This is a genomic window from Pseudarthrobacter sp. NPDC058196 (assembly GCF_042882685.1).
In the GTDB taxonomy this organism is placed as follows: Bacteria; Actinomycetota; Actinomycetes; order Actinomycetales; family Micrococcaceae; genus Arthrobacter.
Map to the genome: position 1 here is coordinate 268,818 of NZ_JBHVVN010000005.1, position 26,615 is coordinate 295,432.

The window sequence follows — 26,615 nt, forward strand, 5'->3', positions numbered from 1 at the left end:
TACGTAATATCTAAGAACAGGCCTGCGCCCGTGTCAAGAGCGTACAACAGCCGTTTGGCCCAGCCGGTAGGATCGCGGAAGGACCACTGGTCCACGCTGATGATACTGGGGGCATAACGGAATTATGGACGGGGCGGCTATGCAGATGCTGACCGATCAGGATGCAGGACGCGACACGGGCCTGCGGGCCTACGGACTCCTGCCGTTGGTGGCGGGCGAAAGAGCGGGCCTGATTGACGGCCGGGCCCGGGACGCGCTGGACAACCTGGTGCGCCTGGCCGCCTCCCTGTGCGGGGTGCCCTACAGCGTGGTCAACATCATCACGTCGAGTGAGCAGGTCCAGATTGCTGCGTATGGCATCGACCCCGGGGTCTGCTCCCGGGAAGACTCCATGTGCGCCGTGGTCTTCCTCGACCACAGCACAACGGTAGTCCCCGACGCCTCCAAGGATCCCCGGTTCGCGGAAAACCCTTTCGTCACCGGCAGCATCGCCGACGTCCGCTTCTACGCGTCCGTGCCGCTGGAAACATCCTCGGGACTGGTCCTCGGGTCACTGTGCGTGTTCTCCGACGAGGCGAAACTCCCCGCACCGGAGCAGATCGAGCTGCTGGAGGTGCTGGCCCACCAGGTGGTGGAGCTCCTGGAACTGCAGCACCGCACACTCCAGCTCAACGACGCCCTGGCGGAACTGCGGCGCAGCAACGCCCTTCTCTCCGAATTCGCTGGCCGGGTCAGCCATGACCTTCGCACGCCACTGACCACCATCCTGGGATATGTGGAGCTGGCGCAGGACGATCCCGGAATCACCCCGTCGCATCCATCCGCAGAATACCTGGACCTGATTGGCACCGGCGGCCGGCGCATGCTGGGCACCCTGGAAGAGGTGCTGGCCTACGCCAGGACCGACGGCGAAATCCGGCCGGAACGGGTGTCCCTGCTGGCCGTTACCGCCGAGGCCGCGCAGGACCTGGGGGTGGATCTGGGCTACGGCAGCGGCATCTCATGCGAGGACGCGGAACTCTACGCGGACCGGGCCCAGTTGCGAACGCTGGTGCAGAACCTGCTGGCGAACTCCTTGAACTACGGCCGCGCTGACCGGTCGCTGCGAATAAGCGTGGGCGCCGACGACGGACCCCTCGGTGTCACCCTCACCGTGGCCGACAACGGCAAGGGCATCCTGCCGGCGGACCGGGAACGGGCCGTCCAGCCCTTGGTCCGGTTGAACCGGCCCGGTGACGGGCCTGGTACCGGGCTGGGGCTGGCGACGTCCAGCCGCATCGCCCAGGCGCACGGCGGAAAGCTCGCCATCACCGACACGCCGGGCGGGGGAGCGACGGTATCGGTGCTGTTCCCCGCCCGGCCCTAGCAGGCCGCGACCCTAGTCCTGGGAGGACGTCCGGGACAGCACCCAGGTGTTGGTGCCGTCCTGGCGTTCAAAGGTCACTGTGGTCACCAGTGCCTCGATCAGCGCCAGGCCGCGCCCCGATTCGGCGTCCTCGTCCGGGGTGGAAGCCTCCATCGGGCCGAACGGCGGCTTGGCGTAGTAGGCGCTGACGCGGGCCTGCAGCAACGCGGGCTGCACGGTGGTTTCGACGCCCAATTCCACATCCCGCGCACCAGCCGGCTGGGCGTGCTGGACGATGTTGGACGCGGACTCGATCACCGCAGTGGTGAACGTCATCTGGTCCATGTCGTTGACGAACGGAACATCCAGCCAGAGGCTGTCGAGGTCGTTGTGGACGGCTTCGATGGCGTCCTCCGCCGCCGGCCCCCGGAAGGTGCGTGAGGCCAGGATCTTAGTCATTGCCGAACGCCTCTTCGGCCGTGGCGTACGCGGTGAGCACCTTGTCCATGCTGGTCAGCTTCAGGACCATGTTCACCTGCGGCTGCACCGCGGCGATCCGGAGGTCGCCGCCTGCCTGCCGGGCCGCCTTCAAGCACCCGATCAGCGCACCGAGGCCGGACGAATCCATGAACGCGGTGTTTTCCAGGTTGACCACGATCCGGTTCGACCCGCCGGCGATCACATCGGTGACGAACTCGCGCAGCTTGGGCGCGGAGACCATGTTCAGCCGTCCATCCGCTTTGACCTCCGCGTATGAGTCTTTGACCTCATAACTGAACTCCATCAGGATTCCTCTCTTGTTTCAGGTTCTGCGGCCGGTTCGTACCCCTTGTAGAGCACGGCGCGGACCAGGATGCTCATGACCACAAGGTCAAAGACCACCCAGACGACATTGACCAGGGTGCCCAATGGCTCCGCCAGCCCGGTTGCCAGGCGGATGATGCCGACGACGGCGGCGACGGCCAGAAGGATGGACACCACGATCTGGGGCCGGATCAGGCTCCAGCTGGGCCCGCCGCTTTGGCGCGCCTTGGGAGTAACCGCAAACCCCAGGGGACGGCCGAACCACACGTTGCGGGCCGCCGTCGTGCATGCCTTGATCCACGTGGGGAACAGGGCAAGGCTGTACTGCTGGCCACGCCAGGTGGGGATGCCGCGGCCGGCCACGGCAAACAGCAGCTGGTTGACCACCATGAACGGGATGAACCGGATGAAGAAGTCCCAGCTCAGGCTGCTGACCGGGAGCACACCCAGCAACAGGTAGATGATGGGGGCGGCAAAGTAGATGACGGCGGCGAACCCGCTCAGGTACGTCCACATGGTGGCGAAATACATCAGGCGCTGGCCCAACTTGAGGCCCTTCTGCACCAAGGGGTTCTCCCGCAGCAGGACCTGGATGGTGCCCTGGGCCCAGCGCAGGCGCTGGGTCAGCATGGTCTTCAGGTCCTCGGGGGCCAGCCCATACGCCAGGATCTCGTGGTGGTAGACGCTCTCCCAGCCCATCGCATGCATGCGCATGGCCGTGGCCATGTCTTCCGTGACGGAAATGGTGGCCAGCGGCATGACCGGCTGGGCCTCGCCGGTGCGTTCCACGGTCAGGGCATCCAACACGGCCTGGACGGACTCCAGGGCGCCCAGCGGTGACCAGTCGCGGGCGGACATCCGCTGGACGGCGTCGTCCGCCACCACCGGCACGCCGGACTCGCCCACGTGCGCCAGTTCCATGGCGGCAATCTCTTCGAGGTCCGCCTGCAGCGCTGCGACGTCGGCCTGGACCAGGGTCTGGACCGCGGCGTCCACGCGGCGGCGTACCCGGTAGGTGACCTCGGCCAGGGGCTGGCCCGCGTCCACTTCCTGCTGGGCCTCCCGGGTGGCGGCCTCCACCTCGTCGAGGACCCCGGCCACCAGCGTCGACTCGATGTCAGTGGACTTGCGGGCCTGCCGGATGGCTGCGCGCGACGCGGCCAACGCGCGCCGGATGCTTTTTTCGGTTTCTTTGACGTAGCCCACCAGGCCCAGCTGCATCAGGGCTTCCCGGCGGAGGATGGCGTTGGAGCCGCAGAAGAACGCGGCGTTCCAGCCGTCCTTGCCCTGCTGGATGGGGCCGTAGAACAGGGGAGCCTGGCTGCCGAGCGGATCGTCCGCGGGGACGTTGCTGAAGTACTGGGGGGTCTGGACCAGGGCCACCCGCCGGTTGTTGAAATATCCCAGGGTCTTTTCCAGGATGTCGGGTTCCGGGATCTGGTCCGCATCCAGGATCAGGAGGAACTCGCCGTGGGTGACCATCAGCGCGTTGTTGAGGTTTCCTGCCTTTGCGTGGCGGGGGAGGTCCTTGGTCCAGTCCTCGCTGCGGGTGACGTAGCCCAGGCCGTGCTGTTCGCACAGGGCCTTGAGTTCGGGCCTGGCGCCGTCGTCAAGGATCCAGGTGCTGTGCGGGTGCCGGATCTTCTGGGCTGCCAGCGCCGTGGTGAGGACCATGTCCAGGTCCTCGTTGTACGTGGTGATGAAGACGTCCACGGCGGCGTCACGGGGAGGCTCGGGGGCGGCCTTGCGGATTTTCAGGTTCCACACCGTCATCCCGAAGAGCATGACGTCGATCAGGCTGTACGTTTCGGCGGCCACCAGCGGCAGCGCGATCCACCACGCATCCCAGTTCAGGGAGGACATCCAGCGCCAGGCGATGTAGTTCAGCCCGGTCAGGACCGTGAGGACCACTACCAGGCGGGTCCAGAAACGGGTCATGCGGCCGCGTCCTCTGAGGACAGGCGGCGGACCACGACCACCGTGACGTCATCCTCCGCGGTCTCGGCCGGTGCCAGGGCCAGGATGGCGCTGCTGGCCTCTTGGGCGGAGCCCGCGGATTGGGTGGCCGCCTGGACGGCATCGGTGAAGTCCTCAACCGATGCGAAGACATCCAGGACACCGTCGCTGACCACCACCAGGGTGTCCCCGGGGGCCAGCTCCAGTTCCGCATGCGGCCACTGTGTCCCCGGCCACGCGCCCACCGGTGGACCGCCGGAAGGGAGGCGTTCCGCCGGCCCGACGGGCTGGATGTGCAGCGCCAGGCCGTGCCCGGCATCGACATAACTGACCTTGCCGGAGGCTGCATCGAGCCGGGCATGGAACAGGGTCACGAATGAGTTGGAGGAGTCCAGGTCCGTGGCGATCGCCTTGCTGGCCGAGGCGAAACCGGCGTCAAGGTCCTGCCGCTGGCCGGTTGAGCGCATGACGGCGCGCACGGTGGCCGCGATCAGGGCCGCGCCCATGCCCTTGCCCATGGCGTCTGCGAACGTCAGGTGGAGACCCTCCGGCGTCTGGTACCAGTCGTAAAAGTCGCCGCCCACGTTGCGGGAGGGACGGAAATTGCCGGCCACGTCATAGCCGTCCACCCGGATGTCCTCCTTGGGCAGCAGGCTCTGCTGTACCTCGGTGGCGCGTTCCAGCTCGCCCCGGGCCGCGGATTCGGCGGCGGCGGAGGGCCGGCGCCGGAACAGTGCGTTGATGCGGGACTGCAGTTCCCGCGGGCTGAACGGTTTGCTGATGTATTCATCGGCGCCGTTGTCCAGGCCTGTCAGCTTGTCCAGTTCGTCTGCCCGGGCGGTGAGCATCACGATGAATGCGTCCGAGAATTCGCGCAGGAGCTTGCAGACCTCCAGCCCGTCGAGGTCGGGCAGGTTCAGGTCCAGGGTGACGAGATCGGGCTTGCGGCGGCGGACTTCCTCCACCCCGGGCAGGCCGGCGCCGGCATGGGTGACGTCGAAGCCCTGCTTCGCCAGGACACGGACCAGCAGGCCGCGGATGTCCGGGTCATCTTCGATGACCACCGCACGGCGGGATTCGGAGGGAGAGACCATAGGCACTACTTAACCGTATTAAGCCGCACAGGGCATGTCTTATGCTTCACAGTTTCCGGTGACTTGCCTGACAGGGCGGCTTCCGGTCCTTCTGCCAGCTCCTGCGGGTACGCCGCACAGCAGATCTTGCGGAAATCTTGGCACCTGCTTGCCGCGACGTTGAGGAACCCCGCGCACACTCGAAAGAACGCAGCAGCTTCCGGGCATCAGGATACGACGACGACCGCGCGGAAGCTGAACAGCTTGCGGAAGGCGGGAAGCCCATGGACAAAGTCAAGAACAAAGGGGCGGACAAGGCCAGGGCCCTGCTCCGCCTGTACTTCCACTCACGGAAAGTGCGGGCCGCGGCCAAGGACTTGGAGCAGGCGCTCGCCGAATCGCGGGAGGTGTCCAGCTGGCCCGGCGACCGCCTTCCCGTGGGGGAGGAAATGTCCCGGCACGTGGAGAAACTGACCCGGCGGCTCAAGCTGGAGACCGAGGCGCACATCAGGTTCGCAAATCTTTTCAAGACTGCGGGTGGGGGGCATTCCTTAGCGGCCCTGTAGGTGCCAGACTTAGCAGCAATCGATTGGCTGGGGATAGTCAGGAGATTGCAGTGGGCTTGTTGGCAGGCTGGGCGTACCTTTTGGCGGGACTCATGACCATGGATGCGCTGCTGCTGGCGCTGTGGGCCATGGAGGTTGACTGGGGAAAGTACTGGCACCGCAAGTAGCTCCTGCCCCTCCCCGGTCCCGGCCGGGGAGTGGACCGCTGCCCGCCCAACTACCTCGCCGCCGTCGTGCCCCAGGACACCCGGCGGCGGATCCTGGGCAACGCAAGCGGGGAAGTGCCGTCCAGTAAACGCCGAACGCCCTTGCATTATGTGCAAGGGCGTTCGGGAAAAAGCTGCAGGAAGTGGTGGCGGCTCTAGATGCCGAGGGCTTCCTTGAGGCGGCCGACGTGCCCGTCGGCCTGCACCTGGTACTGGGCCAGGGTGACCTTGCCTTCGGGGTCCACCACAACGGTGGAGCGGACAATGCCTTCGTGGATTTCGCCGTTGACCAGCTTCTCGCCCCAGGCTCCGTAGGCCAGGGCGACAGTGTGGTCGGGGTCCGAGAGCAGCGGGAAGGTCAGGGCGAAATCACCGGTGAAGCCGGCCAGGGCCTCCTGGGCGTCGGGGGAGACGCCGACGACCTCGTAGCCCTTGCCCTGCAGGGAGGACAGGTTGTCGCGGAAGTCGCAGGCCTCGGTGGTGCAGCCGGGAGTGGCGGCTTTGGGGTAGAAGTACACGATGACGTTCTTGCCACGGTAATCGGCCAACGAGGTCTCGCGGCCCTGGGCGTCCCGGAGGGTGAACTCAGGAGCCGGCGTGCCGGGCTGAAGCTTGGTGGTCAGGGTGGGGCTCATGGCGTTCCTTTGTAAGACTCGGTCAGTGATGGCCAAACATCCAGTGAAGCGGTTTGCCGCTTAGTGATACAACTCCTGCGTCATATGCAGTATTCCGCCGGACCTCGAACGGTTGCGTGCGGACCGGGAACAAACTGGTATCCGCCGCCGCGAACGGTGGCCACGGCATGGCGGGCATTGCCCAGTTTCCTGCGGATCCTCCCCACGTACACGTCGATGGACCGGGCGGTGGCGCCGGGGAATGCCAGGGACTCCAGGAACTGTTGCAGTTCCTCCCGGCCTACCGTGCGGGACAGGTGGGTCACCAGGTAGCGCAGCACCTTGTATTCGACGCCGGTAAGGGCCACCGGCGCGCCGTCCAGCAGGACAGTATCGGCCGCGAGGTCCACGGCCACCCGGCTGACGGGACCGGCCGACGGCGGCAGCAGGGTGCCGCCGTCGGTCCCGGGCCGTGCCGGGCACGGGTCCTCCGCCGCGGAGGGAGTGCGGGAGGAGTGGTTTGCGGCTCCCTCCACGGCGGACGTGGGGGCTCCGGCGGCAGGCCAATGGACTTCCGCCTCCGGAGCAGTCTGCAGGGCTTTGGCGAGGACCATGCGGGCGGCGTGGCGCAGGAGTTCCGGGCTGGTGCCGTCAGCCGGAACCACCCACAGGGCCAGCCCGTACGCGGTGGCCCGCCTGGCTGGAACCTGGTGCGCGGCTGCCGGCCGCGGATGATGGGCTTCCACTGCCATGGCCGGTCCTTAGACGCCGCCGCGGCGGATCAGCTTGCCCGTGGGGGTCTGGCCGTCCACCACGGCGCCGCGGAGGAAGGTCTTGCGGACCACGCCGGACAGGGCCTTGCCGTCGTACGGGGTGATGGGGTTCTTGTGCTTGAGCTTGGAGACGTCCACCACGAAGGCCTCGTCCGGGGCGAAGACGGCGAAGTCGGCGTCGTAGCCAAGGGTCAGCTGGCCCTTGTTGCCCAGCCGGGCCAGGTTGGCGGGCTTTTCTGCCATCCAGGACACCACCTGCTCCAGCGGGATGCCGCGCTGCCGCGCCTCGGTCCAGATCAGGGACAGGCCCAGCTGCAGCGAGGAAACGCCGCCCCAGGCCACGGCAAAGTCGCCGTTCTCCAGGTCCTTCAGGTCCAGGGTGGAGGGGGAGTGGTCAGAGACGATGCAGTCGATGGTGCCGTCCTGCAGCCCCTCCCAGAGAAGCTCGCGGTTGGAGGCCTCCCGGATGGGCGGGCAGCACTTGTAGGCGGTGGCGCCGTCAGGGATTTCCTCCGCCATCAGGGTCAGGTAGTGCGGGCACGTCTCCACGGTGAGCTTGACGCCGTCGCGCTTGGCGCTGGCAATCATGGGCAGGGCGTCCGACGACGACAGGTGCAGGATGTGCGCCCGCGCACCTGTCCAGCGGGCCCGTTCGATGACCTCGGCGATGGCCTTGTTCTCGGCGCCGCGGGGCCGGGAAGCCAGGAACGTGGAGTAGTGGTCGCCGCCGGGGTGCGGGGCGCGGTCGATCGCGTGAGAGTCCTCGGCGTGGACGATCATGAGCGAGTCGAAGGACTTCAGCTCGGCCATGTCCTCCTCCATCTCATCCGCGTCCAGGTGCGGGAACTCGTCCACGCCGGAGTGCAGGAGGAAGCACTTGAAGCCGAAGACACCCTCATCGTGCAGGGGGCGCAGGTCGGCCTTGTTGCCGGGGATGGCACCGCCCCAGAATCCGACATCGATGAACGCCTGGTCCTCGGCCACCTCGCGCTTGAGCTTGAGGTTTTCCACCGTGGTGGTGGGCGGGACGGAGTTCAGCGGCATGTCGATGATGGTGGTCACGCCGCCTGCTGCTGCGGCGCGGGTGGCGGAGGCGAACCCCTCCCACTCGGTGCGGCCTGGCTCGTTGACGTGGACGTGCGTGTCCACCAGGCCGGGGAGCAGTGTTTCGTCGTCAGCGAGTTCGATCACTTCGGCACCGGCCAGGCCGTTGCCGAGCGGCTCGAGGGCCACGATCCTGCCGTTGCGGACGCCCACCTCGCGCGGGGCGATCCCGGCGCTGGTCAGGATGCGCCGGCCCCGGATGACGAGGTCAAAACGTTCTTCAGACACGGAGGTCCTCCTTGGTACTTGCGGTGCCGGGCCTGTTGGCTGCCAGTCCCGCACTGATCTGGGTGCCCAGTTGCTCCAGCAGGGGCCCTGCCTCTGCTATGCACCTGTTTACATCTGATTCGAGCGCCGTCAAAGCGTGGATCTCCGCGATACCCGCTGCCGCTGCCTGTCCGTGGTCCAGGGTGGTGCGGCCGCAGACGGCGATGACGGGAACGCCGTGCGCGGCTGCCGCGCGGGCCACGCCCATGGGCGTCTTGCCGAGCAGGCTCTGTTCGTCGAGGCTGCCTTCGCCGGTGATCACCAGGTCCGCGCCGGCCAGGCGGTCGGAGAGTCCCGTGAATTCCAGGACGACATCGATGCCCGGCCGCCGCGTTGCGGCCAGGACGGCGATGGCGGCGTAGCCCACGCCGCCGGCTGCCCCGGCTCCGGGAGCCTCGGCGGCCTTGACGGCACGGAATCCGATTTCCCTGGCCAGGACTTCGACAAACCTGGCCAGGGCGGCGTCGAGCATGCCGACGTCTTGTGGTGCGGCACCCTTTTGCGGGCCGAAGACCGCCGCGGCGCCCTGGGCGCCCAGCAGCGGGTTGTCGACGTCGGATGCCAGCACGAAGCGTGTGTCCACCAGCCGGGGCTCGAAGTGGGTGAAATCGATGCTGTGCAGGTTTGCCAGCGCCGCACCGCCGGGTGGAAGTTCGTTGTTCCTGCTGTCCAGGAACCTGGCGCCGAGTCCCTGCAGGAGCCCCGCGCCGCCGTCGGTGTTCGCGCTGCCCCCAACGCCCAGTACGATGCGGCGGCAGCCGGCGTCCAGTGCTGCCCGGATCAGTTGCCCGGTCCCCAGGGACGTCGCCGTGGTGGCGGCTGCGGAGTCCGGCCGGGAGCCCTTGCTGGTCCGCGGTACCAGGGCGAGCCCGGATGCGGTGGCCATTTCGATGACCGCTTCGTGCCCGCGCACGGCGAAGTCCGCCTCCACCGGCTGGCCGGTGGGGCCCGTGACCGGTGCCGTGCGGCGGGTGAAGCCGGAGCCGACGGCGGCGTCGAGGGTGCCCTCGCCGCCGTCGGCCACCGGAATCCGGACCACGTCAAGGTTGCCGCCCGCGCCCCGCTGCAGGCCCTTTTCAAGGTGGGCGCACACGTCCGGGGCGGAGAGGGATCCCTTGAATTTGTCCGGGGCAATAACCACGCGCATGGTTATGCCTGCAGGGCCAGGATGGCGGTGGGGGCGTCGGCGCTGCTCTCGGCCAGTTCCTCGAACTCGTTCACGGCGTTGATTTCCACGCCCATGGAGATGTTGGTGACCTTCTCCAGGATCACTTCCACCACCACGGGCACCTGGAACTCGCCCATCAGGGCCTTGGCCTTGTCGAAGGCGGCGGCGAGATCGTTGGGGTCTTCCACGCGGACGGCCTTGCAGCCCAGGCCTTCGGCCACCTTGAGGTGGTCCACGCCGTAGCCGCGGGTCTCCTCGGACAGGTGCGCGCTGTTGATGTTCTCGAACGCCAGGGACACGTTCTGCTCCATGTTGAAGCCGCGCTGCGACTGGCGGATCAGGCCCAGGTAGGAGTTGTTCACCACCACGTGGATGTACGGAAGGTTGAACTGTGCGCCCACGGCCAGTTCCTCGATCATGAACTGGAAGTCGTAGTCACCCGAGAGGGCCACCACGGTCTGGTCCGGGTTGGAACGGGCGACGCCGAGGGCGGCCGGGGCGGTCCAGCCCAGGGGCCCTGCCTGGCCGGCATTGATCCACTTGCGCGGGCCGAACACGTGCAGCATCTGCGCGCCGGCGATCTGGGACAGGCCGATGGTGGAGACGTAGGTGGTGTCGCGGCCGAAGGACTTGTTCATCTCCTCGTAGACGCGCTGCGGCTTGATGGGGATGTTCTCGAAGTGCGTCTTGCGGTGCAGGGAGGCCTTGCGGTCCTGGCACTCGGCAACCCAGGCGCTGTAGTCCGGCAGGGACCCTGCCGCCTTGCGCTCCCTGGCGAGCTCAACCAGCCCTGCCAGCGCCGCACCGGCGTCGGACGCGATGCCCAGGTCGGGGGAGAACACGCGGCCGATCTGGGTGGGCTCGATGTCGATGTGAACGAACTTGCGGCCGGCGGTGTAGGTTTCCAAGCCGCCGGTGTGGCGGTTGGCCCAGCGGTTCCCGATACCGATCACGAAGTCGCTCTGCAGGTAGTTCTCGTTGCCGTAGCGGTGCGAGGTCTGCAGGCCCACCATGCCTGCCATCAGCTGGTGGTCGTCCGGGATGGTGCCCCAGCCCATGAGGGTGGGGATGACCGGAACGTTCAGGGTCTCTGCCAGCTCCACCAGCTGCGCGGAGGCGCCGGCGTTGATGATGCCGCCGCCGGCCACGATCAGCGGGTGCTTGCCGGCCAGGAGCATGTCCAGGGCCCTCTCCAGCTGCTTGCGGGAGGCCTTGGGCTTTTCGACTGGCAGGGGCTCGTAGGTGTCGATGTCGAACTCGATCTCGGCCATCTGCACGTCAATGGGCAGGTCCAGCAGTACGGGGCCGGGGCGGCCGGAGCGCATCAGCTGGAACGCCTTCTGGAACGCGCCCGGAACCTGGCCCGGCTCCAGGATGGTCATGGCCATCTTGGTCACGGGCTTGGCGATGGACTCGATGTCCACGGCCTGGAAGTCTTCCTTGTGAAGCTTGGCCACCGGGGCCTGGCCGGTGATGCAGAGCATGGGGATGGAGTCGGCCCACGCGGCGTACAGGCCGGTGACCATGTCCGTACCGGCAGGGCCGGAGGTGCCGATGCAGATGCCGATGTTGCCGTCCTTGGCGCGGCTGAAGCCGTCGGCCATGTGGCTGGCGCCTTCAACGTGGCGGGCCAGCGTGTGGCGGATGCCGCCGTGGGCGCGCATTGCGGAATAGAAGGGGTTGATCGCGGCGCCTGGCAGGCCGAACGCCTCGATGGCGCCTTCCTTTTCCAGGATGGCCACCGCTGCATCAACGGTACGCATCTTGCTCATGGGGTGCTCCTTGAAAGCTTGTGGTCGGGCCCGGTGGTGAGCCTGTCGAAACCTGTTTTTGGGTGTGGCGAGGGGACCGCCGACGTCATTCACGACGGCGGGTTCCCTGCTGGTGTTTCCTTGGCGCCTTTGGCGCGGTGCTTACTTCCTGCCGCTGAGCTGGAGGACCTGCTTGAAGAGTCCGGAGTGGTCCAGTGCGCCGTCGCCCTGGTTGACGGTGGCGGCGACGAGCTGGGCGGCGATGGCGCCGAGCGGGATGGCCACGTTGGCTTCGCGGGCCGCGGAGGTGACGATGCCAAGGTCCTTGTGGTGCAGGGCCAGGCGGAAGCCGGGGTCGAAGTTGCGGTCCAGCATTTTCTGGCCCTTCTGGTCGAGGACCTTGGAGCCGGCCAGGCCGCCGCCGAGGACTTTGAGGGCGGCGTCGGTGTCAACGCCGTAGGCCTCGAGGAAGGCGATGGCTTCGCCGAGGACTTCGATGTTGACCGCGACGATCAGCTGGTTGGCTGCCTTGACGGTCTGGCCGGAGCCGGAGGGGCCCACGTGCACGATCGTCTTGCCGACGGCGTCCAGGACGTCCTGGGCGTCGTCGAAATCTGCCTTGTCGCCGCCCACCATGATGGACAGGACGGCGTCGATGGCGCCCTGTTCGCCGCCGGAGACCGGGGCATCGAGGGGGCGGATGCCGGCTTCCCTGGCGTCTGCCGCGAGGCGGACGGCGACGTCGGGGCGGATGCTGGAGGCATCGATCCACAGGGCGCCCTGCTTGGCGTTGGCGAAGACGCCGTCCTTGCCGCTGACCACTCCTTCAACGTCGGGGGAGTCCGGCACCATGGTGATGACGACGTCGGCATCCTTGACGGCGTCCGCGATGCTGGCAGCACCCTTGCCGCCTTCGGAGACCAGCTTGTCGATCTTGTCCTGGCTGCGGTTGAAACCGGTGACGCTGTGGCCGGCCTTGACCAGGTTGATGGCCATGGGCAGGCCCATGATTCCGAGTCCGATGACTGCAACGTTGCTCATGATGGTTCTCTTTCTGAAAGTCTTGAGGGGCTTGCGTGTGCGGCGGTGGTTACCGGGCTACGTGTTCGCGGATGGCCCAGCTGAAGGCGGTTTCCTGCGGTTCCTTGTACTCGAGGCCGATGTAGCCCTCGTAGCCGAGTTCGCGGCTGCGGGAGATCCATTCGCCGAGGGGGAGGGTGCCCGTGCCCGGGGCGCCGCGGCCGGGGTTGTCGGCGATCTGGATGTGGCCGAAGTCCTTGGCGTGGTTTTCGATGACGGATTCGACGTCGTCGCCGTTGACGGCCAGGTGGTAGAAGTCGGCGAGGAGCTTGATGTTCCCGGCGCCGGTCTCTTCCTTGACGCGGGAGATGACGTTGAGGGCGTCGTTGGCGGTGAGGAGCGGGTATTTGGGTGCGCCGCTGACTGGTTCGAGGAGGACCGTGCCGCCGATGCGGGCGACCCCTTCGGCTGCCGCCGCCAGGTTCTTGACGGCGAGCTCGTCCTGCTCTTCAGGAGTGAAGCCGTCCTGCCGGTTGCCGTACAGGGCGTTGAAGGCCTTGCACCCCAGGCGCTCGCCGATGCCTGCAACGATGTCGATGTTGTCCTTGAACTCGGAGCAGCGTCCCTTCCAGGAAACCAGGCCGCGGTCACCGGCGGGCATGTTGCCTGCGTTGAAGTTCAGGCCGGTGAGTTGGACGCCGGCATCCGTGATGGCGTTCTCGAACTTGGTGATTTCGCCGTCCGCCGGGACGGAGGTTTCGAAAGGCCACCAGAACTCGACGGCGTCGAAGCCGGCTGCCTTGGCGGCCGCGGGGCGCTCGAGCAGGGGCAGCTCCGTGAGGAGGATGGAGCAGTTCACTGTGTACGTCATCGTAGGTCCTTCCGAGGAGGGGCTTTGATCTATCTTCCCTTGCTTCCCGGCCCTTGCCGTTTCCGCTTTGTGGAATTTAGATTCTGCTTTATGAAAAGTGTAGGGATTTGGGGGTGTAGTAGTCAAGGGGGCGTCGGGGGCAGGACACTGGTAGGGGTAAGCCCGCCCTTCCGGAATGGAGTCAAGCGATCATGACCGGTGCCCGTCTGCGCTTTCTGGCCTGGGTGGTCGCCTTGGCCGGATTCCTCGCGGCCTGCACGCCGACGGCGGGCCCTCAGAATGCAGCCACCGCACCTGTGTCAACGGCTGTACCATCCGGAACGGCGTCTTTCGGGCCGGTGGCGGCCGAGGCCGATGACACCCTGACTCCGCCGCCCGCGCCAACGACCGCATCGGCGCCTGGTTCTCCGCCGGCCGCGGCGACGGCCCAGGCCCCGCATGCACCGGCCCCGCAGCCCTTCGCCGTCAACCTGTACCGGGACGGCGACTTCGTGCCCCAGTACACGTTCGACTGGTGTGTTGCCGCGAGCATCCAGATGGCCCACAACCTCCTTGACGACACCGGAGGAGGCACCTGGGCTGACAGGGCGCAGCAAAGCGAGTTATGGGAGATGGCCCGCGCGCGCTCGTCCGACTCGTTCAATGGCGCCAACCCTTATGGCTGGGCGCAAGTGCTGACCGAGTCGGGCATGGGGTCCTACCGGGTGGTCAGCATTCCCGACTACGGCGAGGCGCTCCGCACGGCCTCGCGCGCCATAACCGAGACGGGAAGGCCGGTGGGGCTGGTCATGTGGAGCGGCCGCCACGCTTGGGTGATGAGCGGCTTCGAGTCACTGGGCGATCCCCGGCAGTTTGCCGACTTCTCCGTGACCGGCATTCACGTCCTGGATCCCCTATATCCCTACGGCAGTACGCAGTGGGGGCCTTCGCCGGCGCCCAACAGCCTGCTCAGCCCCGAGCAGCTGGCCACGCAATTCGTGATCCGCGAGCCGCGGCGCTGGAGCAGCGGACTACCGGCCGGGTACCTTCTGGTGCTGCCGGTGGCCGCCTGACGGGATGAAAAGCCAAGGAGGGCCGCCTGGTGCTTCAAGGGCAGGGTGCTCCCTGCACAGCCAAAAAAGTCCCCGGCGCCAGAATTCGCGCCGGGGACGTTTGTAGGGGAAGTCGGGAGCTAGTGCGTCAGGTCCTTGCCCTTGGTTTCGGGGATGGTGAACACGAAGGCCGCACTGATCACCAGCAGGAGCACCGCATAGACGTTGAACACCTGCGGTGCGCCCAGCGAGGACCCCAGCCACTGCTGCAGGTAGGGGGCCGTGCCGCCGAAGACCGCCACGCAGATGGAGTAGGGGACGCCCACTCCCACGGTGCGGATCGACGTCGGGAACAGCTCTGCGTAGACCGCCGGGACGATTGCTGCGCTCGCCGCCACGAAAATCAACATCACGGACATGCTCACCGCCAGCTGCCAGGCGGAGTCCTTCAACAGCCAGGTCATGGGGAAGTGCAGCACGGCCGAGCCGATGGCGCCGGCCCAGAGGACTTTCTTGCGGCCGATCCGGTCTGAGAGCTTGCCCCAGACCGGCAGCGCTGCGATGAAGACGATGTTGGCCACCACGCCGGCCCAGAGTGCCTCGCCGCGGTCGATCTTCAGCGCGGTGGTGGCATAACTTGGCGCCACCACACCCCAGATGTAGTAGATCACCGTGAGGCCAACGGTCAGGCCGATCACCTGCAGCGCCTGCTTGCGGTAGCGGACGATCTGTGGCCAGATCGCCGCACGCCTGGCCGTGGTCGCTTCACCCTCAAACGCTTCGGTTTCGTGCAGCCGTGACCGCATAATCAATGCGTAGAGGCCCATGGCCGCGCCGATCAGGAACGGGATCCGCCAGCCCCACGCGTTCATCGCCTCGGTGGTCAGCGCCATGTTCAGGACGGCCCCCAGGAGGGTGCCGAACAGGATCCCAACGGTTCCGGACGTATAGATCAGCGTTGCCCAGAATCCGCGGTGCTCGCGGGGTGCCATTTCGGACAGGTACGTTTGCGACGACGGCAACTCCCCGCCGTGGGCCAAGCCCTGGACCAGCCGGGCCGCCAGAAGCATCAATGACGCGAAGGCACCGACACTGGCGAACGTGGGCGCAACGCCGATCATCAGGCTGCCCAGCGAGGCGAGGCCCACGGCGAGCGTCATGGAAGTCTTCCGGCCCACCCGGTCGCCGATCCAGCCGAACAGGAATCCGCCGAAGGGCCGGGCCACGAAGCCGACGGCGAAGATCGCCAGGGTGGATAGCACGGCCGACGCCGGGTCTTCCTTGCTGAAGAGCTGGCTGGCGATGAAGGGGGTGAACGTGGCATAGATTGCCCAGTCGTACCATTCAACGGCGTTGCCGATGCCGGTGCCGACGATGGTTTTCGCGGTGGACATGCGTCCAGCCTGGGGCTTGCTTACTGCGACGGACATGATGTTCTTCCTGGTCGGTTGGGTCTGGGGAGGCGGGAGGTTGCGCTGGTTCCGGAGGCTGGGAGGCTAGGAGGCCGGGGCGAGGGTGCCCAGCCGTGACATGGCGAGTTCCGCGTACAGCGCGGCACCGTCAGCCAGCACCCCGTCGTCGAACGTTGCGTACGGTGAGTGGTTGAACGGTGAGGTGGCCGGATCGCCGCCGGGGGCCACGGCGCTGAGGCCCACGAAGGTGCCGGGGACCTCGGCCAGCACCCTGGAGAAGTCCTCGGAACCGCTCAGCGGGGTTGCCCAGCGCGAGAGCCGGCGCTCGCCGAACAGCTCGGTGATCACCTTCTCGGCCGTGTGCGTTTCATCCTCGCTGGTGATGGTGAGGGGGTATTCCTGCAGGTAGTCGACGGCCACCTCCACCCCGTGCGCTGCGGCGATCCCCTTGAGCAGGCGCGGCACGGCATCCATCATTTTCTGGCGTGACGCCTCGGAAAATGTCCGGATGGTCGCCTCGATACGGGCGGATTCGGGTATGACGTTCCGTTTGGTTCCGGCGTGCAGCACACCAACGGACAGGACCACGGGGTCGAACATGTTGAACTGCCGGGTGACCATCACCTGCAAGGCCGTCACCATCTCCGCGGCGACGGTGACCGGGTCCTTCGCCGAATGCGGGGCAGAGCCGTGGCCGCCGGCGCCGAGCACAGTGACCTCCAGCCCGTCTGAGGCGCTGAGCATGACGCCGGGCTTGGTGCAGAAGGTGCCGTGCGGTTCCAGCGAGGAGAACACGTGCATTCCGTAGGCTGCCTGGACGCGGGTTCCGGCGGCGTCCAGGACGCCTTCGCGGATCATGTAGCTGGCGCCGTCGAATCCTTCCTCGCCTGGCTGGAACATGAGGACGACGTCGCCGCCGAGCAGGTGCTTCTTTTCGGCCAGGAGGGTGGCGGCTCCCACCAGCATGGAGGTGTGCAGGTCGTGGCCGCAGGCGTGCATGGCCCCGTCCGCCTGCGACGTAAAGTCAACGCCGGTCTTCTCCTGCACGGGCAGCCCGTCCATGTCGGCGCGCAACAGGACTGCGGGGCGTGCGCCATCGGACTCCCCTCCCGGGTTGCCGCCGCGCAGGACTGCGGTGACCGACGTCGTATCCTTGCCCAGCGTGATCTCAAAGGGGAGTCCGTCCAGTGCCTGGAGGACCTTCTCCTGGGTGCGGGGGAGTTGGAGCCCGATTTCCGGCTGGCGGTGAAGTTCGTGGCGCAGGCGGATGAGGTCCTCCTGCAGGTCCTTGGCATCAGCGGTCATGGGCACGTGTCACTCCTTGGCAATTGGCATCCGGGCTCGTGGACTATTCTGGAGTGGCGTGGTTCACATCCGGCAAAACCGCTGGAATTATGCTTGGAACGGCGCTTTGGAACAGGATTCACGCAGGGGATACGGATGTCAGAAGAGCTGAGCGAGGACGATCTTGCCCTGATCCAGGTCCTGCAGGCCTCCCCGCGACTGGGCTGGGCGGATGCTGCCAAAGTCCTCGGCGTCCACGCCACCACGTTGGCCGCACGCTGGGAGCGGCTGACGTCAAGCGGCGCATCGTGGGTGACTGCCCACCTCGCCGGGGATCCGAAGCAGATGCTCTTGGCCTATGTTGCGGTGGATTGCGAGATGACCCGACGGGAAAGCGTCACAGCCCAGCTGGCAGCGGTTCCGGAGATCGTCACCGTGGAAGAGGCGGCCAGCAACCGGGACCTGATGCTGACCGTCATCACCCGCTCGCTGGAGGAATTCAGCGACAAGATCATCACCAGGCTTAAGGCCATCGAAGGCCTGACCAAGTACCAGGTGGCCCTGTGCACGCGCCTGCACAGCAGCGGGGATGACTGGCGCCTGAATGTCCTGGGCCGGTCGCAACTGGCTGCCCTACGGGCGCTCGGTACGCAGCCCGGGCCCGAACCTGGGCCGGCCACGGGCCGGCTGCCGGAGAGCCACCTCGACCTCCTGCCGTTCCTTGCCCGGGACGGTCGCGCCACCGCAGCGGACATTGCGCGTGCGCTGGGCCGCCACCCGGCCACGACACAGCGCCAGCTGAACCGGGTGCTTGCAAGCGGCATCCTGTCCTTCCGCTGCGAAATCGCGCAGCGCTATTCGTCGTTTCCGGTGACGTGCCAGTGGTTCGTCAACGTACCGGCTGGCGGGCACGAGGCGGCGGCGGCGGGAATACGGACCATCAGCAACGTCAGGCTGAGCGCCTCGACCACAGGCCCCACCAACTTCGTGATCATCATGTGGCTGCACTCGCTCGCCGACATCATGTCGGCCGAGCTGGCGCTGCAGCAGAAAGTGCCAGGGATCGAGATTGTCGAAAGCGCGGTGATGCTGCGGACAGTCAAGCGGGTGGGCTGGATGCTGAGGGAAGATACGACGGCGACCGGGGCCGTGGTGCATGAGGCGAGCCTGGGTGCGTCCGGGTAAGGGTGCGTTGGGCTACGCCGTGCGGCCGCCGTCGTCCTCGATGTTTGCCTGCAGTATGTTCTTCCTCCTCCGGACGCTGACGAGCAATGCCCCCGCCATCCCGATGCCCAGGGCCACGAGGACGCTCGGTCCGGCACCGCCCGCCGGCCCCAGGGTGGCCGCCAGGATCTGGCGCGACAGCACTGCCATCTCCTGGAAGTCGCCAAGGTAGACGCGGGTCCCGAGGACGTAGTTCACGCTGGTGAAGAGCGCCGGAACCAGCCAGAGCAGCGCCACATCGGCCGCCCACACCAGGAGCCGGACGAACGGCCTGAACCCGCACCAGGCCAGGGCCACGCCAACCAGGACCGCCGGAAGCCATCGCCAGGCCAGGCTGATCGAGGCGGGGACGGCGTCTGCGCCGGCCGTGAACGTGGCGGCGGCGGCAAGCCAGGAGGCGAAGGGTACCGCCATGAAGCCGACGCCCAGCGCGGCCACGGCGCGCGACCTCGCCGCGAGCATCAGCAGCGCCAGGGCGCCGGCAGCTATGGCCGCCATGGTTCCGCCCAGCAGGCCGGCGAAATACAAGGCTGAGCTGGATCCGGGTGCCAATCCGTCGTTGAGCGCGTTGAACGATTGGGCGGTGGCACCGACATGGACCAGCAGCACGCCACACAGGGCGCCGGCCGTGGTAGGGCCGCGGCGGCCCGGTTTCCAAACGCGGAGGGCCAGGCCCGCTGCTGCTGCGCCCACCGTTAGCAGCGCCACAATGGTGGTTCCCCGGTATTGGCTCAACGGCAGGAATGTGACGGGCATGTCCGGCGGAAGGACGTCGTTGGCCCAGAGATTTTGCAGCGGGAGCCGGGCCCCCGTGACCAGCCAGGGGGCGAGGCCCACGAGTGCGGCAGCGATGCCGAGCAGGACGGCGATACCGGCTTCCGCGGCCGCCGTCCGGCCAGCGGCGGTGCCGGCGGCGGGTGTGCGGGCGGTCCGGCTGGGGCGCCGGGAGGTTTGGTTCGTGACGGGTGTTCCGGTGTCCTGCCGTGGGCCGGTCTTGTCCTGCGCGGGGTCTTCCATTGGGTCCCTTTGTTCGCCAAAGCACTTTTTCGCCGCAGCAGCTTGTTCGCCGGTGCGGCCACAGCCGGGTGGACTGGAGCCGCAACAATAATACAGCGTTTGGAATAAATACTTTAATATTTCCGCATTACGGATTTATCTTTCCGGAAACATGGGTTCTCTAGCTTTGGGATGACCCTGCGGCGTTCTTGGCGCCGCCATCCGAAACAGACGCCGCTCCCATGGGGTGTCCTTCCCAACGAACAGGCACACAGCATGAATTTCACCGCCTCCGCTACGCCGCGGCCGCCGGCACACGATGCACGCAGGAAGCCGTTGTACAGGTCACTTTTCGTCCAGATCCTCGTGGCGGTGGTGGCGGGTATCCTCATCGGCCACTTCTGGCCGGACCTCGGCGCAGGACTCCGCCCGCTCGGCGACGGCTTCATCCAGCTGATCAAGATGATCATTGCGCCGCTGATATTCCTGGTGATCGTCACAGGGATCGCCGCGGTCAGCGACGTCAAGGCCGTGGGCCGGGTGGGTATCAAAGCCCTGGCTTACTTCACTGGCGCTACGCTGTTCGCCCTGGTCTTCGGTCTTGTTGTCGCCAACCTGGTGCAGCCGGGCGCCGGCCTCAACATCGATCCCGCCACCCTGTCCCAGGACGCACTCAACGCCAAAACCTCCACCGCCCCGCCCAAGGATGCCGGAGCTTTCCTGCTCGGCATTATCCCCACCAGCGTCGTTGGCGCCTTCGCCAGCAACAACCTCCTTGCAGGTCCTCTGTTTCTCCGTCTTCTTCGGCGCGGCGATTGTCGTCGTCGGCCGTGAACGCTGCCTGCCGGTGATCACCCTGATGGAAACCGTGCTGGAACTGTTCTTCAAGATCATGGGTTGGGTGATGCGTGCCGCGCCGGTGGGAGCGTTTGGCGCCATGGCCTTCATCATCGGCCAGTACGGCCTCGATTCCCTCGGGACCTATGCGGTGCTGATCGCCGCTTGCTACGGCGCCGCAGTGGTGTTCATCGGGCTCCTCTTCGTGGTGGCTTGGGTCTACCCCCGGGTGCCGTTGTGGCAGTTCCTCAAGTACACCCGGGAGGAATTCCTGCTGGCGCTGGGCACAGCATCCACGGAGTCCGTCCTGCCGCGGATCATGACCAAGCTGACCAACGCCGGCTGCTCCCGCGCCACCACCGGCCTGGTGGTTCCCACCGGCTACTCCTTCAACCTGGACGGCGCAGCCATCTACCTCTCCATCTCCCTGCTCTTCCTGGCGCAGGCCTTCGGCTACAACCTTGACCTGGGCCAGCAGCTTGCGGCCTTGGGTATCCTCATGCTGACGTCCAAGGGCATGGCAGGAGTTCCCGGATCTGCCTTCCTTGCCCTGTCCGCCACCGCTGGTGCGCTGGGCATCTTCCCGGTAGCCGGCGTCGCCCTCCTCCTCGGCGCCGACCGCCTGATGGACTCCATGCGTGTTGTGGTGAACCTGCTGGGGAACTGCGTGGCAACGTTCGTGGTAGCCAAATGGGAAGGACAGTTCGATCGCGAGGCCATGCTCCGGGCATTCGCCGGCGGGCACGCGGCGACGGAATCGGCCGGTGAGGGCACGACGACGACGGCAGCGGCGGGACAGCCGGCCCTTGCCACGGTGCCGCAGGGGTAAACGGCGGGACCCGGCGCCGACATCGCGCAGCCGGCGACCCGTAGCGCCGGCTGCGGCCCGACAGGTACAGTCGCCCCGCCCGCCTGTGCTGCCGTCTCTGCACGTGCTGGTTGTCCCCGGGGTCCACCGGCCGTCCCCGGGGACTGTTGTCCGGCCCATGTTGCACACTGTCCCTATGACCTTTGCCAATGTGGGAATGCTCGGAACCAAACCCGGCCAGCGCGATGCCCTTGTGGCCATCCTGCTCCGGCCCAAGCCCGGGATGAGGGAGGCCGGCTGCCTGCTGTACGAGGTGGGGATCAATGACGACGTTCCGGACACGGTGTTCGTCTCCGAACTCTGGGAATCCGCGCAGGCGCACCAGGCATCACTGCAGCTGGACAGCACGCGCGCAGCGATCGCCGAGGCCATGCCGTTGCTCTCCGGGGAAGTGGGCGGCCACCGGTTCACGGTGCTGGGTTCGCCGCTGCAGTAGGGCTGGTAGGCCGCCCTCCATGAAATGCCCGAAAGCCGGGGTGGGGAATCAGTTCCGGCCTTCGGGTACCCGTCCCGCCTGAGTGGACTGCGGTAATCGGGGTAAGGAGGACGCATGAAACCGCTGCCCGCGCTTGAACTTGTCACCCGCCTCGAGGATGCCGACTGGCTTGATCCCCTTGCCAAGAGTGTCCGGAAAGTCGTGAAGAAGGTCATTCCGGCCCGCTGGGCCCGCGATGCCCTGCACGGCGTCCCTATCGGCCATCCTGTCCACCCCCTCGCAGTCCAGGTGCCAATTGGCGCTTGGCTTTCGGCCGGCGTGCTTGATGCAGTCCCCGGAGGTGAGAAGGCCGCCAGGCTCCTGATCGGAGTTGGCACCGTCAGCGTGGTTCCGTCCGCCCTGGCCGGATTCACAGACTGGTCTCAACTGCACCCGCAGCAGCAGCGGGTGGGGCTGGTGCACGCGGCGGCCAACGTGACAGCTACCGGCCTCTACCTTGCCTCGCTGGTCCAGCGGGCAAGGGACAGCCAAGTAAGCGGCAAGGCGCTGGCGTACTTGGGGCTGGCCACGGTGAGCGCCGGCGGCTTCCTGGGCGGTCACCTCACCTACCGGCAAGCAGCCGGTGTGAACCACAGTGAGGAAATCCCGCACCGGTTCCCGTCCGGCTGGCATCCCCTGGCGCCGCTGGCCGACCTGCCCGAAGGCGGCCTGCACAAGCTCGACGTGGCCGGGATCCCACTCCTGGTCCACCGCGAGGGTGACACCGTCAACGTCCTGTCCGACGTCTGCAGCCACCTTTCCGGACCGCTTCATGAAGGTAAGACCAAGGACGACGGCGGGGACCCGTGCGTCGTCTGCCCCTGGCACCGGAGTACCTTTTCGCTGCGGACCGGCGAGGTCAAAGCCGGGCCTGCCACCGCCCGCCAGCCGGTCTTCGACACCCGCACCAGCGGCGGCCTCGTGGAGGTGTGCCTGCCCGGGGCTGATTGAGCGGGCAGTTGCCTTTGCCTGCGCGGCAAGGTCATTCGGCCCTACTGCGCGGTGCAGAACGACGAAAGACTTGGCTCATGGCGGGTGCCGGCGGAGTGCCAGCATGAGGCAACGCCGCAGCGTCCTTGGGAAGCTGCGCTCGTCGATTCACCACGCGGAGGTGTGACCGGACGATGCGCGTTTCTGAACCCCGGGAGATCGCGTCCGACCTCCTGCTCCTCACCTCCGGCAGCGGGCCGGTGGCTTCGAACTTCTACCTTGTCCGGTCCGGGCCTGCCTGGGTCCTGGTCGACTGCGGCTGGGGAGGCGGCGCGGAACCAGCGCGCAAGGCCCTTGAGCGCGTCCTTGGGCCCGGCATGAAACCTGACGCGATCTTTCTGACCCACATCCATCAGGACCATTCGGGCGCCGCGGGTGCGTTGGCCCGCGTGTGGGAAGTGCCGGTGTACGCTCACCAGGCCGAGTTGCCCATGGCGGCCGGAAGATACGTCCCCGCCCGATCGATGCCGCTGGACCGGTGGATCACAGCCCCGCTGATGTGGTCGCTGCCAGCCCGTGCGCGTCGCAGGATTGAGGCCGCGGGTGACATTTCAGACCTTGTGCGGCCCCTTCCCCGAAGTGGCGAAGTGCCGGGCCTGCCCGGGTGGGTGGCGGTACCCACTCCGGGCCATACCGCCGGGCACGTTTCCTTCTGGCGCGCACGTGACGGCGTCCTCATCACCGGCGACGCAGTTGCCACGGTGAACCTGAACTCCTTCCGCGGAATCCTGCTGGGTTGGCCCGACCTGTCCGGGCCGCCCTGGTACACCACGTGGAATATGGAACTGGCCAAAGGCTCCGTCACGCGCTTGGCCGAACTCGGACCCCGCCTGCTGGCGCCCGGCCACGGGCAGCCGCTGGCTTTCGGGATCGTTCCCCGGTTGAGGGCCCTCGCCGCGAAGGAGCCAAAGCAGCGGATCGCGTTTCGCCGCCGCGCTGCCGGAGCACCCGGCGCTGTCTAGCTGCAGGTGCGAACCGGCAGCGGGCGTGACGCTGCTTGTCAGCGAGCGAGAATGCGGGAGAACCTTTGGCGCTGTCTAGCCACACGTGTGAGCGAACAAGCGCCCGGCTCTGACGCAACCACATGGCGAGGCTCTGCCCGCACGGGCTAGCGGACAATGCCCCTACCCTGCAAGATGTTTCAGGAGCACTTCTTCGAGGATGCTACGTTCTCCCGGAATGGTGCCGGATGGCCAGTGAGTTGGTTGGGGGTCGTGTTGTTCGGGTTTGTAGTGTCGGCCGGTGGGTGAGGTCCAGCCGGGCGGTTCATTCCGGGTCGCCGGGTCGGGGACCCAGGTGCTGTGGTGTTTGAGGCGGTGATGCCTTGGGCAGACCTGGGCCAAGTTTCGGACGTCTGTTTTGCCGCCGTGTTCCCAGGCGGTGAGGTGGTCGGTGTCGTTGTCCGCGGTGTTGTTGGTGCAGCCGGGGAAGGTGCATTTCCGGTCCCGCAGCTGGATCCATTTCTTGATGGTCTCCGGGAGCCGGTAGCGGGTGCGGCCGATCTCCAGGGGCGCCCCGTCGCGCGGGTCCACCAGGACCCGGTAGAACGATTCCGCCCCGTCCGCGACGAGCTTCCGTGCCATGGATGCCGGGATCGGCCCGAATCCGTCCAGCACGGCGGGTTCATCGGTGAGGCCGAGCAGCGAGAACACCGGGACCGTGACCAGGACGTCCGCCCGGGGTGTGGGGATCTTGCCGATGTCAGTGGAAGCACATCCCGGATCCGTGTCACTGCCGGCACCGGCAGCAGCGGCGGCGGGTTCGGTGTCGGCTGCCGCGGCGTTGTGGTTGACGGCGGGCTGCAGCCCGGCCCCGAGGAGGAGGGACGCGGCGACGTCGGCGCGGAGCTGGGTCAGGGTCCGGGGCTCGTTGGGGCTTTGGAGGCCGCGGGCGGTGGCGGTGCTGCGGTTCCAGATGGCGCATGCGGTATCCCCGGGCAGGTAGAGCGAGACCCAGGCCATGCCGTCCCGGTCCGGGGCGTAATCCATCCGCCGGTCCGCCACCCCCTTCACATGCCGTTTCTCCAAGGACTCGGGGTGGTGGCGTTCCCGCCAGGCCCGGACCTTCGCCCGGAACCTGGACGGGACAAGCTCACCGGGCGCGGCACCCCGGGCCGGGTTGGGCGCGTCGGGGTCGAAGAAATGCGCCACCAACCCGGCCGCCACGGCAGGGCCCAAACCCTCGGTCTCATCCGCCACAATCCGCGCGTGCAGCCACGACACCGCACCCGCAGCCAAGGCCTCAAACACAAGTGGCAGCGAACAGACCCGCCGTGACTGCTCCACCAACGCCCCGCCGCCCCCGAACTGATGGTGAGGATCCCGGCGATCTCCTCCACCGCGGACATCTCCGCAAACGTGCGCTCATGCACCGGCGCCTCCGGCGGAAGCAGAGCATGCTGGAGCCCGACGCACTCCGCCACATCCCGCGCCTTCACCGCCGCCAACTGGGCCTCCAGCCGGGCCACGAGCTCCAGCCGTTCCAGACCCAGCTCATACCGCCGTTGCAGCACGTCCACGTCGGCACTGGCTCCCAGGCCAACACCTGCATCAGTCCCACCGCCTACACGGTGACCAGCGCCCGCCGCGGACTCCAAGGAATGATCTTCCAGAACCAGCACATCCAGGGCAGCAACAGAGGCCCGAACAGCCTCCATTACCGCCGCCAGATCCGCACCGATTCCCATAGAGACATGATCCAACGAGGCACGGACATTAAGAGGTCACGGGGACGTCAGGGGCCGGTCAGGCTGCCAAGACACATCGACGCCCCCCGGCCTAGCTGGCTGGGCTGACCCATTGGCCCCTTCGCAGCACTGCCGCCAGGTTCAGGTCCCGGTCAAGGACCACGACGTCGGCCGGCATCCCGGCGCGCAGGTCACCCGCCTGCGCCGAGAGTCCCAGCAGGGATGCAGGGACCGCGGAGGCTGAGGTGACGGCATCCCGCAAAGGAATTCCGGCAGCCACGCAGCACCGGACAACGTCCAGCAACGTGCTGGTACCTCCGGCAATGGCGCCCGTGCCGTCAACCCGGGCCACGCCGTCGGAAACCGTCACGGCGAGGGACCCCAGCATGTACTGTCCATCCTCCAGCCCGGTGGCGGCCATCGAATCGGTCACCAGCGTGATGTTCTCCGGCCCCACGAGGTCAAACACCAACTTCACGGTTTCCGGGGCAAGGTGCACGCCATCGGCAATCAACTCCACCACCGCCTGCCCGGCCTTGGCAGCACTGAGGCTCGCCGATACTGGCCCAGGCGAGCGGTGGTGCAGCGGCGGCATGGCGTTGAACAGGTGGGTCACCGTTGGGCGGTTCCTCCCGGTCGCGTTGCCGGCCGAGTCCAAAGCCCCCGCCGCGCGCGCCAGGAAAGCTGCCGCCGTCGCATGGTCCGCTGCGGTGTGGCCCAGGGACGGGATAATGCCTTGGGCCGCAAGCCGGTCGGCAAGTTCGGAGGCACCTGGCAGCTCGGCCGCCAGGGTGATGGATGCCAGCGTTGGCCCGGCCGCGGCCAGCATCCGGGCCACCAGGTCCGGATCGGGTTCCAGGAGCAGGCCGGGATCGTGCGCACCGCACTGCTGGCCGGAGAGGAAAGGACCCTCCAGGTGCGAGCCCGCAATGATCCCCAGGCCCGCCAACTCCCGCAGCATTCCAAGGTTCCGGACCATGTTCCCGGGCTTTTCGGTGACCAGGCTTGCCACCATCGTGGTGGTTCCACGGCTGTGCAGGTAGCGTGCCGCCCGCTCGGCGCCATCGGGATCGCCCTCCGAGAAATCCGAGCCATAGGCGCCGTGGCAGTGCACGTCCACCAGGCCCGGCACCAAAACCTGGCTGGCGGATGCTTCCGGCGGAAGGACCCCGGGGAAGCTGTGCGCCGGGCCCGCGAAGGTCACCAGGCCGCCGTCGGCCGCCACCACCCCGTCCGCAATATCCAGCGAGGCTGTGACTATGCGGCCGCGAAGAACAATTTCATCGTCCATCAT

At 67.1% G+C, this 26,615-nt stretch carries 24 protein-coding genes and 1 pseudogene; 9 read left to right on the forward strand and 16 right to left on the reverse strand.

Annotation, left to right across the window (positions count from 1 at the left end; translation table 11 throughout):
* The first annotated feature begins 139 nt into the window (after positions 1–139).
* Positions 140–1,366: an ATP-binding protein gene (locus ACFVVC_RS09405; RefSeq protein ID WP_387451772.1), complete on the forward strand. Its 1,227-nt coding sequence runs from the start codon at positions 140–142 to the stop codon at positions 1,364–1,366.
* Between the two features lie 12 nt (positions 1,367–1,378).
* Here the strand turns inward: ACFVVC_RS09405 and ACFVVC_RS09410 are convergent, their stop codons facing one another.
* The 4 genes from ACFVVC_RS09410 to ACFVVC_RS09425 are packed head-to-tail and all read right to left on the reverse strand — an operon-like array spanning position 1,379 to position 5,199.
* Complete coding sequence (locus ACFVVC_RS09410; RefSeq protein WP_387451774.1) at positions 1,379–1,804, reverse strand: ATP-binding protein; 426 nt, start codon at positions 1,802–1,804, stop codon at positions 1,379–1,381.
* Positions 1,797–2,129 (reverse strand): STAS domain-containing protein, encoded by a 333-nt coding sequence (locus ACFVVC_RS09415; RefSeq protein ID WP_018771766.1) that lies wholly within the window; start codon positions 2,127–2,129, stop codon positions 1,797–1,799. The genes ACFVVC_RS09410 and ACFVVC_RS09415 overlap by 8 nt, the downstream gene beginning before the upstream one ends.
* Positions 2,129–4,087: a glycosyltransferase family 2 protein gene (locus ACFVVC_RS09420; RefSeq protein ID WP_387451777.1), complete on the reverse strand. Its 1,959-nt coding sequence runs from the start codon at positions 4,085–4,087 to the stop codon at positions 2,129–2,131. Before ACFVVC_RS09420 ends, ACFVVC_RS09415 begins: the two co-directional genes overlap by 1 nt.
* Positions 4,084–5,199 carry a PP2C family protein-serine/threonine phosphatase gene (locus ACFVVC_RS09425; protein WP_387451779.1) on the reverse strand — a complete coding sequence of 372 codons (1,116 nt, stop codon included), beginning with the start codon at positions 5,197–5,199 and terminating at the stop codon, positions 4,084–4,086. Before ACFVVC_RS09425 ends, ACFVVC_RS09420 begins: the two co-directional genes overlap by 4 nt.
* A 263-nt stretch (positions 5,200–5,462) precedes the next feature.
* Here ACFVVC_RS09425 and ACFVVC_RS09430 point away from each other — a divergent pair, with 263 nt between their 5' ends.
* The gene (locus ACFVVC_RS09430) at positions 5,463–5,744 is read left to right on the forward strand and encodes a hypothetical protein (protein ID WP_387451782.1); all 282 of its coding nucleotides are present in this window, start codon (positions 5,463–5,465) and stop codon (positions 5,742–5,744) included.
* Between the two features lie 361 nt (positions 5,745–6,105).
* On the opposite strand, the gene bcp is transcribed toward ACFVVC_RS09430, so the two are convergent.
* From bcp to ACFVVC_RS09465, 7 genes are all read right to left on the reverse strand, one after another.
* A complete protein-coding gene (gene bcp / locus ACFVVC_RS09435) occupies positions 6,106–6,585 on the reverse strand; it encodes a thioredoxin-dependent thiol peroxidase (protein ID WP_387451785.1) in 480 nt (159 codons plus the stop codon).
* Between the two features lie 80 nt (positions 6,586–6,665).
* Complete coding sequence (locus tag ACFVVC_RS09440) at positions 6,666–7,316, reverse strand: winged helix-turn-helix domain-containing protein (protein ID WP_387451788.1); 651 nt, start codon at positions 7,314–7,316, stop codon at positions 6,666–6,668.
* A 9-nt stretch (positions 7,317–7,325) separates the two neighbouring features.
* Complete coding sequence (allB, locus tag ACFVVC_RS09445; RefSeq protein ID WP_387451791.1) at positions 7,326–8,669, reverse strand: allantoinase AllB; 1,344 nt, start codon at positions 8,667–8,669, stop codon at positions 7,326–7,328.
* Positions 8,662–9,855 (reverse strand): glycerate kinase, encoded by a 1,194-nt coding sequence (locus ACFVVC_RS09450; RefSeq protein ID WP_387451794.1) that lies wholly within the window; start codon positions 9,853–9,855, stop codon positions 8,662–8,664. Before ACFVVC_RS09450 ends, allB begins: the two co-directional genes overlap by 8 nt.
* Positions 9,856–9,857: 2 nt before the next feature.
* Positions 9,858–11,648 carry a glyoxylate carboligase gene (gene gcl / locus ACFVVC_RS09455; protein ID WP_387451797.1) on the reverse strand — a complete coding sequence of 597 codons (1,791 nt, stop codon included), beginning with the start codon at positions 11,646–11,648 and terminating at the stop codon, positions 9,858–9,860.
* A gap of 141 nt (positions 11,649–11,789) precedes the next feature.
* A complete protein-coding gene (locus ACFVVC_RS09460) occupies positions 11,790–12,668 on the reverse strand; it encodes a 2-hydroxy-3-oxopropionate reductase (protein ID WP_387451800.1) in 879 nt (292 codons plus the stop codon).
* 49 nt (positions 12,669–12,717) lie between these two features.
* A complete protein-coding gene (locus tag ACFVVC_RS09465) occupies positions 12,718–13,518 on the reverse strand; it encodes a hydroxypyruvate isomerase family protein (RefSeq protein WP_387451803.1) in 801 nt (266 codons plus the stop codon).
* Between the two features lie 191 nt (positions 13,519–13,709).
* Here ACFVVC_RS09465 and ACFVVC_RS09470 point away from each other — a divergent pair, with 191 nt between their 5' ends.
* On the forward strand, positions 13,710–14,570 hold the full coding sequence (locus ACFVVC_RS09470) for a hypothetical protein (protein WP_387451806.1): 861 nt from the start codon (positions 13,710–13,712) through the stop codon (positions 14,568–14,570).
* Between the two features lie 119 nt (positions 14,571–14,689).
* Here ACFVVC_RS09470 and ACFVVC_RS09475 read toward each other — a convergent pair whose 3' ends face one another.
* Together ACFVVC_RS09475 and ACFVVC_RS09480 are read right to left on the reverse strand one after the other, a co-directional pair.
* Positions 14,690–15,943 (reverse strand): MFS transporter, encoded by a 1,254-nt coding sequence (locus ACFVVC_RS09475; RefSeq protein ID WP_387451809.1) that lies wholly within the window; start codon positions 15,941–15,943, stop codon positions 14,690–14,692.
* Positions 15,944–16,045: 102 nt separating this feature from the next.
* Complete coding sequence (locus tag ACFVVC_RS09480) at positions 16,046–17,272, reverse strand: M20 family metallopeptidase (protein WP_387451812.1); 1,227 nt, start codon at positions 17,270–17,272, stop codon at positions 16,046–16,048.
* 129 nt (positions 17,273–17,401) lie between these two features.
* Between ACFVVC_RS09480 and ACFVVC_RS09485 the strand changes: the two genes are divergently transcribed.
* Positions 17,402–18,430 (forward strand): Lrp/AsnC family transcriptional regulator, encoded by a 1,029-nt coding sequence (locus tag ACFVVC_RS09485; protein WP_387451815.1) that lies wholly within the window; start codon positions 17,402–17,404, stop codon positions 18,428–18,430.
* A 12-nt stretch (positions 18,431–18,442) separates the two neighbouring features.
* Here the strand turns inward: ACFVVC_RS09485 and ACFVVC_RS09490 are convergent, their stop codons facing one another.
* Positions 18,443–19,486, reverse strand: a complete 1,044-nt coding sequence (locus ACFVVC_RS09490; RefSeq protein WP_387451818.1) for a hypothetical protein — start codon at positions 19,484–19,486, stop codon at positions 18,443–18,445.
* A gap of 255 nt (positions 19,487–19,741) precedes the next feature.
* On the opposite strand from ACFVVC_RS09490, the pseudogene ACFVVC_RS09495 reads away from it, so the two are divergent.
* The 4 genes and pseudogenes from ACFVVC_RS09495 (at position 19,742) to ACFVVC_RS09510 (ending at position 23,597) form a co-directional block, all read left to right on the forward strand.
* Positions 19,742–21,131: pseudogene (locus ACFVVC_RS09495) on the forward strand (cation:dicarboxylate symporter family transporter).
* Positions 21,132–21,306: 175 nt separating this feature from the next.
* On the forward strand, positions 21,307–21,606 hold the full coding sequence (locus ACFVVC_RS09500; protein WP_387451821.1) for a putative quinol monooxygenase: 300 nt from the start codon (positions 21,307–21,309) through the stop codon (positions 21,604–21,606).
* Positions 21,607–21,720: 114 nt separating this feature from the next.
* Entirely contained in the window at positions 21,721–22,596 is an 876-nt protein-coding gene (locus ACFVVC_RS09505; protein ID WP_387451824.1) for a Rieske 2Fe-2S domain-containing protein, read from the forward strand.
* A gap of 173 nt (positions 22,597–22,769) precedes the next feature.
* Entirely contained in the window at positions 22,770–23,597 is an 828-nt protein-coding gene (locus ACFVVC_RS09510; RefSeq protein WP_387451826.1) for an MBL fold metallo-hydrolase, read from the forward strand.
* Between the two features lie 162 nt (positions 23,598–23,759).
* Here the strand turns inward: ACFVVC_RS09510 and ACFVVC_RS09515 are convergent, their stop codons facing one another.
* Complete coding sequence (locus tag ACFVVC_RS09515; protein ID WP_387451827.1) at positions 23,760–24,884, reverse strand: DUF222 domain-containing protein; 1,125 nt, start codon at positions 24,882–24,884, stop codon at positions 23,760–23,762.
* 23 nt (positions 24,885–24,907) lie between these two features.
* Here ACFVVC_RS09515 and ACFVVC_RS09520 point away from each other — a divergent pair, with 23 nt between their 5' ends.
* On the forward strand, positions 24,908–25,429 hold the full coding sequence (locus ACFVVC_RS09520) for a hypothetical protein (protein WP_387451830.1): 522 nt from the start codon (positions 24,908–24,910) through the stop codon (positions 25,427–25,429).
* Here ACFVVC_RS09520 and ACFVVC_RS09525 read toward each other — a convergent pair.
* Positions 25,413–26,612, reverse strand: a complete 1,200-nt coding sequence (locus tag ACFVVC_RS09525) for an N-acetylglucosamine-6-phosphate deacetylase (protein ID WP_387451928.1) — start codon at positions 26,610–26,612, stop codon at positions 25,413–25,415. The genes ACFVVC_RS09520 and ACFVVC_RS09525 overlap by 17 nt on opposite strands.
* Positions 26,613–26,615: the final 3 nt, after the last annotated feature.

Coding starts and splice junctions, on each gene's coding strand:
- ACFVVC_RS09415 (WP_018771766.1), bottom strand. CDS start 2,129: ATGGAGTTCAGTTATGAGGTCAAAGACTCATACGCGGAGGTCAAAGCG.
- bcp (WP_387451785.1), bottom strand. CDS start 6,585: ATGAGCCCCACCCTGACCACCAAGCTTCAGCCCGGCACGCCGGCTCCT.
- ACFVVC_RS09470 (WP_387451806.1), top strand. CDS start 13,710: ATGACCGGTGCCCGTCTGCGCTTTCTGGCCTGGGTGGTCGCCTTGGCC.
- ACFVVC_RS09460 (WP_387451800.1), bottom strand. CDS start 12,668: ATGAGCAACGTTGCAGTCATCGGACTCGGAATCATGGGCCTGCCCATG.
- ACFVVC_RS09405 (WP_387451772.1), top strand. CDS start 140: ATGCAGATGCTGACCGATCAGGATGCAGGACGCGACACGGGCCTGCGG.
- ACFVVC_RS09475 (WP_387451809.1), bottom strand. CDS start 15,943: ATGTCCACCGCGAAAACCATCGTCGGCACCGGCATCGGCAACGCCGTT.
- ACFVVC_RS09425 (WP_387451779.1), bottom strand. CDS start 5,199: ATGGTCTCTCCCTCCGAATCCCGCCGTGCGGTGGTCATCGAAGATGAC.
- ACFVVC_RS09440 (WP_387451788.1), bottom strand. CDS start 7,316: ATGGCAGTGGAAGCCCATCATCCGCGGCCGGCAGCCGCGCACCAGGTT.
- ACFVVC_RS09500 (WP_387451821.1), top strand. CDS start 21,307: ATGACCTTTGCCAATGTGGGAATGCTCGGAACCAAACCCGGCCAGCGC.
- ACFVVC_RS09465 (WP_387451803.1), bottom strand. CDS start 13,518: ATGACGTACACAGTGAACTGCTCCATCCTCCTCACGGAGCTGCCCCTG.
- ACFVVC_RS09420 (WP_387451777.1), bottom strand. CDS start 4,087: ATGACCCGTTTCTGGACCCGCCTGGTAGTGGTCCTCACGGTCCTGACC.
- ACFVVC_RS09485 (WP_387451815.1), top strand. CDS start 17,402: ATGTCAGAAGAGCTGAGCGAGGACGATCTTGCCCTGATCCAGGTCCTG.
- ACFVVC_RS09510 (WP_387451826.1), top strand. CDS start 22,770: ATGCGCGTTTCTGAACCCCGGGAGATCGCGTCCGACCTCCTGCTCCTC.
- ACFVVC_RS09430 (WP_387451782.1), top strand. CDS start 5,463: ATGGACAAAGTCAAGAACAAAGGGGCGGACAAGGCCAGGGCCCTGCTC.
- ACFVVC_RS09410 (WP_387451774.1), bottom strand. CDS start 1,804: ATGACTAAGATCCTGGCCTCACGCACCTTCCGGGGGCCGGCGGCGGAG.
- ACFVVC_RS09490 (WP_387451818.1), bottom strand. CDS start 19,486: ATGGAAGACCCCGCGCAGGACAAGACCGGCCCACGGCAGGACACCGGA.
- ACFVVC_RS09505 (WP_387451824.1), top strand. CDS start 21,721: ATGAAACCGCTGCCCGCGCTTGAACTTGTCACCCGCCTCGAGGATGCC.
- ACFVVC_RS09525 (WP_387451928.1), bottom strand. CDS start 26,612: ATGGACGATGAAATTGTTCTTCGCGGCCGCATAGTCACAGCCTCGCTG.
- ACFVVC_RS09450 (WP_387451794.1), bottom strand. CDS start 9,855: ATGCGCGTGGTTATTGCCCCGGACAAATTCAAGGGATCCCTCTCCGCC.
- gcl (WP_387451797.1), bottom strand. CDS start 11,648: ATGAGCAAGATGCGTACCGTTGATGCAGCGGTGGCCATCCTGGAAAAG.